The sequence below is a fragment of the Burkholderia sp. CpTa8-5 genome (assembly GCF_017815045.1).
Taxonomy (GTDB): Bacteria; Pseudomonadota; Gammaproteobacteria; order Burkholderiales; family Burkholderiaceae; genus Burkholderia; species Burkholderia sola.
On the sequence record NZ_JAGIQD010000083.1, the window covers coordinates 1 to 675 of the forward strand.

Here is a 675-nt window from a genome sequence, read left to right on the forward strand (position 1 = left end):
GGATTCATGACTGGGGTGAAGTCGTAACAAGGTAGCCGTATCGGAAGGTGCGGCTGGATCACCTCCTTTCCAGAGCTATCTCGCGAAGTTGAGCGCTCACGCTTATCGGCTGTAAATCAAAGACAGACTCAGGGGTCTGTAGCTCAGTCGGTTAGAGCACCGTCTTGATAAGGCGGGGGTCGTTGGTTCGAATCCAACCAGACCCACCACCGTCTTGTGTGGCGGTACACACCTGAGGCAAACCTGTACATGGGGGGCATAGCTCAGCTGGGAGAGCACCTGCTTTGCAAGCAGGGGGTCGTCGGTTCGATCCCGTCTGCCTCCACCAATCTTCAATGACAAGCGTTCGAACGAAGCGTCGTTCGAGTCTTTGTCATTGGCGATTGAGCCAGTCAGAGCGGTACGTAGTACGTATCGGCTGTCGTTCTTTAACAATCTGGAAGAAGTAAGTAATTTGGATAGCGGAAGCGTCTCGAGATGGACGTGGAAGTTATCCGGGTTGTGATTGTATCGATGTATCTCAAGATGATTCGAACTCTAAGTTTGACTCAATTGGAATACGGCACAACGCGAGAACTCAACCTGTAGCGGCTGTCGAGAGACAGACTCGTTATAGGGTCAAGCGAACAAGTGCATGTGGTGGATGCCTTGGCGATCACAGGCGATGAAGGACGC

2 tRNA genes and 1 rRNA gene are annotated in these 675 nt (G+C 52.3%); all 3 read left to right on the forward strand.

Annotation, left to right across the window (positions count from 1 at the left end):
• Positions 1-69, forward strand: a 16S ribosomal RNA gene (locus tag J8I35_RS34415); the annotation flags it as partial.
• Positions 70-132: 63 nt separating this feature from the next.
• Positions 133-209: transfer RNA gene (locus tag J8I35_RS34420), tRNA-Ile, on the forward strand.
• A gap of 43 nt (positions 210-252) precedes the next feature.
• Positions 253-328: transfer RNA gene (locus J8I35_RS34425), tRNA-Ala, on the forward strand.
• The last annotated feature ends 347 nt before the right edge of the window (positions 329-675 follow it).